The 4836-nt window shown below is 63.4% G+C and carries 5 protein-coding genes and 1 pseudogene; 4 read left to right on the forward strand and 2 right to left on the reverse strand.

Annotated elements, in window-relative coordinates; genetic code table 11:
* Window positions 1-483, reverse strand: a pseudogene (locus G9463_RS23185) (molybdenum cofactor biosynthesis protein); the annotation flags it as partial.
* Between the two features lie 200 nt (window positions 484-683).
* Here G9463_RS23185 and G9463_RS23190 point away from each other — a divergent pair.
* From G9463_RS23190 to G9463_RS23200, 3 genes are read left to right on the forward strand one after another with little or no spacing between them, the layout of a single operon-like run.
* A complete protein-coding gene (locus G9463_RS23190; RefSeq protein ID WP_011223798.1) occupies window positions 684-1460 on the forward strand; it encodes a GIDE domain-containing protein in 777 nt (258 codons plus the stop codon).
* Window positions 1461-1507: 47 nt separating this feature from the next.
* Window positions 1508-1864 carry an Hsp20/alpha crystallin family protein gene (locus tag G9463_RS23195; RefSeq protein ID WP_004957670.1) on the forward strand — a complete coding sequence of 119 codons (357 nt, stop codon included), beginning with the start codon at window positions 1508-1510 and terminating at the stop codon, window positions 1862-1864.
* A gap of 18 nt (window positions 1865-1882) precedes the next feature.
* A complete protein-coding gene (locus tag G9463_RS23200) occupies window positions 1883-3601 on the forward strand; it encodes an AarF/ABC1/UbiB kinase family protein (RefSeq protein ID WP_121303481.1) in 1719 nt (572 codons plus the stop codon).
* A 21-nt stretch (window positions 3602-3622) separates the two neighbouring features.
* On the opposite strand, the gene G9463_RS23205 is transcribed toward G9463_RS23200, so the two are convergent.
* The gene (locus G9463_RS23205) at window positions 3623-4150 is read right to left on the reverse strand and encodes a GNAT family N-acetyltransferase (protein ID WP_165897950.1); all 528 of its coding nucleotides are present in this window, start codon (window positions 4148-4150) and stop codon (window positions 3623-3625) included.
* Between the two features lie 220 nt (window positions 4151-4370).
* Between G9463_RS23205 and G9463_RS23210 the strand changes: the two genes are divergently transcribed.
* A partial coding sequence (locus tag G9463_RS23210) for a sulfatase-like hydrolase/transferase (protein ID WP_165897942.1) occupies window positions 4371-4836 on the forward strand: 466 nt, incomplete at its 3' end.

The raw sequence follows: 4836 nt of genomic DNA on the forward strand, positions 1-4836 counted from the left end.
GACGATCAGTTCCCGGGTGAGGTCACGCTGGACCGCCATCCGGAGTGCCGGCGCGTCGTCGGCGACTGGGTCCCGGTACGTTACCTTGCCGCCCCAGCGGTCGACGTACTGTGCCAGCGTGAACCCCGCCGTCTCGACCTGCTGGCTCTCGCCCGCGTCCCGCTGGGCCAGTTCATCGCCAGTCGGTAGAATACCTACCTGCGGTCGCTGGCGGACGAGGAGTTCGGAAACTCCAGCGGCTCTCAGCAGTCCCACGTCGCCGGGTCGTATCTGATGGCCTTGCTCGAAAACGGCGTCCCCGACGCTGATTTCGGCTCCCTCGATAGGGTCATTCGCCGTCGCAGGTGTCGCCAGAACACGTCCGACGGCGACGGAGAGCGGAATCCTGTCTGTTCGGTCGATGGGCGCAGCGACGCTGCCGATTCGTCGGCGTGCGGTTTCCAGCGGGAGCGACTCAGCGTCCGACGGCGAGGGGCCAGCCATACCCGTACTAGCGGCCGCTGTAGCAAAAGTACCCTGCGTGGCGACAGTGTCTCCGCGTATCGCTGTCTTCAGCCATCCGGTGACGTTGCTTTCAGCCATCTGCCGCGTGCGGGGACGTTGCTCTGATCCACCCGCCGCGTCCCGGCTGTGGAACGGCGTAACTGGGAATATTTTTTCTCGGTCGGGTCCGGCATCGACGTATGGTCCTCCCGCAACTGGTTGGCATCGTGTTCCTGACTATCGGCGGTTTCGTCCTCCTCCGCGGCGGCCGGGAACTCAAAACGGTGTTCCACATCCTCCGGAACGATCCGGTTCCGGTGCGCTCACTCGACGGGCACACTGGTCCTGTCGAAATCACTGGCACAGCTGTCGCCAACGAGGGTGCCGGGACCGTCACGGCCCCCTTTACCGGTAGCGAGTGTCTGGCATACACCTACGAAGTCGAGGAGTACCGCTCGTCAGGCAAACACTCAAACTGGGAGACGCTAGACGAGGGGCAGGACGGCGTCGACTTCATCGTGGACGACGGCAACGCGCGCGTTCGCGTAAACCCAGACGGAGCGGACGTACGGTTCGAATCCCAGTCGGTGACAGTCTCTCCCGGAACTGAACTCCCTGAGCGCTTGGCTGCGTACGTCGAGCGAACGGAGGGCGTCGAGGCACAGGATGGGTCCGTGAACCTGCTCGTGACAGAAATCAGCTTGGGGAACAAACAGCGCTTTACCGAGCGTCGGCTGGACGTTGGCGAGGATGTGTACGTCTACGGCCAGGCGATGCGCGGCCCCGCAACGGCGTGGGGCAGCAATCTGGTCGATGCTATTGTCGGGGACGGCAACGCGACGCCGGTGTTCGTCATTTCCGACACCAGCGAGCGTGGCACCGCCCGACGGATTGTTCGGGGCGCTATCGCTGAAACTGTGTTCGGTCTCGTCGCTGTTATCGTCGGCAGCGTCGCCCTCTTCTCCACACTCCTGTAGTAGCAGAGACCGTCGGGTTTACCACAGCGTACCACCTAGACGGGCGTATGTCTGCCCTGCGTGAAGCGCTTCGGGACCTTCCCGACGCCGTGTTCGCGGACGTGCTCGAATCCGAGGACGAATATCTGCTCGTGCTCGACCTGCCGGGCGTGACCGCGGAGACAATCGACGTGACCGTTGAAGGGGGCCGCCTTCGTATCGACGGGCAACGGACCAAGGACGTGCCCGGGGAGTTTACTTTCGTCCGCGAGGACCGTTCCGTGTTCCTTGACGCTGAGCTTCCGCTCCCGCCGGACACGACCGGGCAGGGCGGGGAGGGGACCGTGGAAAACGGCGTCCTCGAACTCCGACTGCCGAAGGCGACAGCCGCACCGAGCACCACAATCCCGATCGACGGGGACTGATTCAGAGGTGGCAAGCCGGTGAATCTTCGCGCGTACTGGCGGTTCCTCGTCGTTGCACGCCACTTCCTGCCCCTGTTGGTCGCGTACGCACGAGACCGAAAGCGGTTCTTCGTGATCGGCTCATCGCGCCGCGTCACGCCTGAACAGCGTCGCAAACGTGCACAGCAGCTGCTCGACTCGTTGCTAACGCTCGGCCCGACGTTCATCAAACTCGGACAGATCCTCTCGACGCGGCCGGACGTCCTGCCGCCGGAGTACATCGAGGAGTTCTCCAAGCTCCAGGACCGCGTGCCACCGGCGGACTGGGACGAGGCACGGGTTGTCATCGAGGACGAACTGGGGTCTGTCGATGACCGCTTCGATGAATTCGAGAGAGAGGCGATAAGCGGCGCGTCGCTCGGTCAGGTGTATCTGGCGGAGGTCGACGGTGAAAAGGTCGCCGTCAAGATCCGCCGGCCCGGTATCGAGACGCTCGTCGAGGCCGACCTGCGGGTCGTCCGCTGGTCGCTCCCGCTGTTGATGTATTTCATCGACGACTCTCGGTCGTTCTCGCTGGAGACACTCGCCGACGAGTTCTCGAAGACCATCCGCGAGGAGATGGACTACCAGCGAGAGGGGCGGATGCTCACCGAAATTCGGGAGAACTTCAGGGACAATGACCGCATCTGCATCCCCGAAGTCAAGGAGTCTCACTCCACCCGGCGCGTCCTGACGATGGAGTACGTCCCCGGCACGAAGATCAACGACATCGACAGCCTCGACGCGGGCGGTATCAACCGGACGGAGCTGGCCGAGACGCTCCAGCGGGCGTACCTGCAGATGATTATCGACGATGGCGTGTTCCACGCCGACCCACATCCCGGGAACCTCGCCGTGCAAGACGACGGGACGCTCGTCTTCTACGACTTCGGGATGTCCGGTCGAGTCGACCCGTTCGTGCAGGACAAGATCATCGACTTCTACGCCGCCGTCGCCGATCAGGACATCGGCGCCATCCTCGATGCCCTCATCGAGATGGGGACGCTCTCGCCGGAGGCCGACCGGCAGGTGATGGGCGACGTGATGGAACTGGCCATCGCCGACGCCCGCGGCGAGGACATCGAGCAGTACCGCGTCCAGCAGATCATCCAGCAGGTCGAGGACACCATCTACGAATTCCCGCTTCGCCTGCCGGCGAATCTGGCGCTCGTGTTGCGTGTCGCCACGGTCGTCGAAGGCGTCTGTGTCACCCTCGACGAGGACTTCGACTTCATCGGCGTCGCGACAGACTATCTCCGCGAGGAGGGGTATCTCGCCGAGGGCGTTCGGAACTTCGTCGAGGACCGAGCGACCGAAGTGTCCGACGCCGCTCGGTCGGCCGTCCGTATCCCGCCGAAACTGGAGTCCGCCCTCGACAGAGTCGAGCGGGAGGACTTCCGCGTACAGGCCGACATTGAGGACTCCGATGGCTTGCTCGCGACGATGACCAAGCGGCTCATCCTCGGGATGTTGCTCGCGAGCACGCTGTTTTCGACAGCGTTCCTGTACACGCAGGCGTCGCTGCCGGCCACTGGTGTCGGTATCGCTGGAACTGTCGGCCTGTCACTGGCGCTGTGGTGGTCGTTCCGCTCGAAAAAGGCCGTCCGCGCCAAGCCGCAGTTCACGCGACAGAGTATGCGTGAGCAAGACAGGGAGAGCCCGGGCGGGCTCAACACCTCCTTCGGCGAGGACACCGACGACGCCTACAGCGGTGACTGAACGCCGCGTCCGATTGTTGGGTCAGAGCCGTTTCTCGAAGTGGACGAGTTCGTACTCGCCCTGTGTTGACTGGTCTACCTCTTGGTATCCTTCGTCGCGGTAGAACGCGACCGCGGCGGGCTGGCTCTGTGATGTCGTCGCAAGCAGGACCTCGTATCCCTGCTCGACCACTTGCTGTTCGAGTTTGTGGAGGAGGCTACGACCGTAGCCACGTCGTTGCCGGGACGGAGCCACCCGCATCCGGTGGAGTTCGGCCGCGCCGGGGACGGTTCGCTCGTCCGCGTGCCCGACTTCATTCGGGAGGAACCCGCCCATCGCGGCCAGGCCACCGTCGAACGTCTCCGGGAGTTCGTCGTCGACGGCGGGCACGACGCCGACGAGAAACGCGCCGCCGGTGTCGAAATACCGGGTCTCGATGTTTTTCAGGTCCGACGTTCCGGGGATGTCGCTGGGGTGGTTGCCGGTCGCTCGCATCGCCCACTCGTGGAGGCGCCAGACGGCGTCGGCATCCCGGCTGTCGTAGGCTCGAAACTGAATCCGGTCGGTCATCGAATATGTTCTGAAGCGCACATTATCGCAGAAGGGGTTTAATTCTACCTTATTAGCGTATGGTTCTATTATACCGCTCTGAATTTATCCGGAACGTTCAGTATTCAGTGTCTGGTATAGGGGGTATGAGAAAATACGGTGGCACGCATTGGGTGCAACCCCCGGTCTGTGGACGCGATACGTCGGTAACATTGCGAGTGAGGGGGAAGGTGGGTCGGTTATGACGGCTTCAGAACCCCAGAACGTGGTGCTAGTCACGGTTGACTCGCTGCGGGCCGACGCACTGGGTGGTACTGACAGCGTCTCCCCAGTCATGGATTCCCTCGCCGACTCGGGCGTCGTCTTCGAAAACGCCGTGGCACAGGGGAACTGGACGCCGTTTTCGTTCCCTAGCATTCACGGGTCGCGATCGGTGTTCACCGAAAGCGAAGACATCGGTCTGGCGTCAACACCGACGCTGGCCGAGCAGGTGTCCGATGCCGGTGTCGAGACGGCAGGGTTCAACGCCGCCAACGGCTTTCTCACCGACCACTGGGGGTACGACCGCGGATTCGACGAGTTCGAGCCGTTCGTCGACAGCGGCGGCTACAGCAAGTATCTGGCGGCCCATCCGACGATTCAGGCATGGGTCCAGCTGGGAACCTCGCCGTTCCGGCGCGCCGCAACCGTTCTCAGCGGCGGGTCCG

The organism is Haloarcula sp. JP-Z28, assembly GCF_011440255.1.
GTDB classification, from domain to species: domain Archaea; phylum Halobacteriota; class Halobacteria; order Halobacteriales; family Haloarculaceae; genus Haloarcula; species Haloarcula marismortui.

Coding starts and splice junctions, on each gene's coding strand:
- G9463_RS23190 (WP_011223798.1), top strand. CDS start 684: ATGGTCCTCCCGCAACTGGTTGGCATCGTGTTCCTGACTATCGGCGGT.
- G9463_RS23195 (WP_004957670.1), top strand. CDS start 1,508: ATGTCTGCCCTGCGTGAAGCGCTTCGGGACCTTCCCGACGCCGTGTTC.
- G9463_RS23205 (WP_165897950.1), bottom strand. CDS start 4,150: ATGACCGACCGGATTCAGTTTCGAGCCTACGACAGCCGGGATGCCGAC.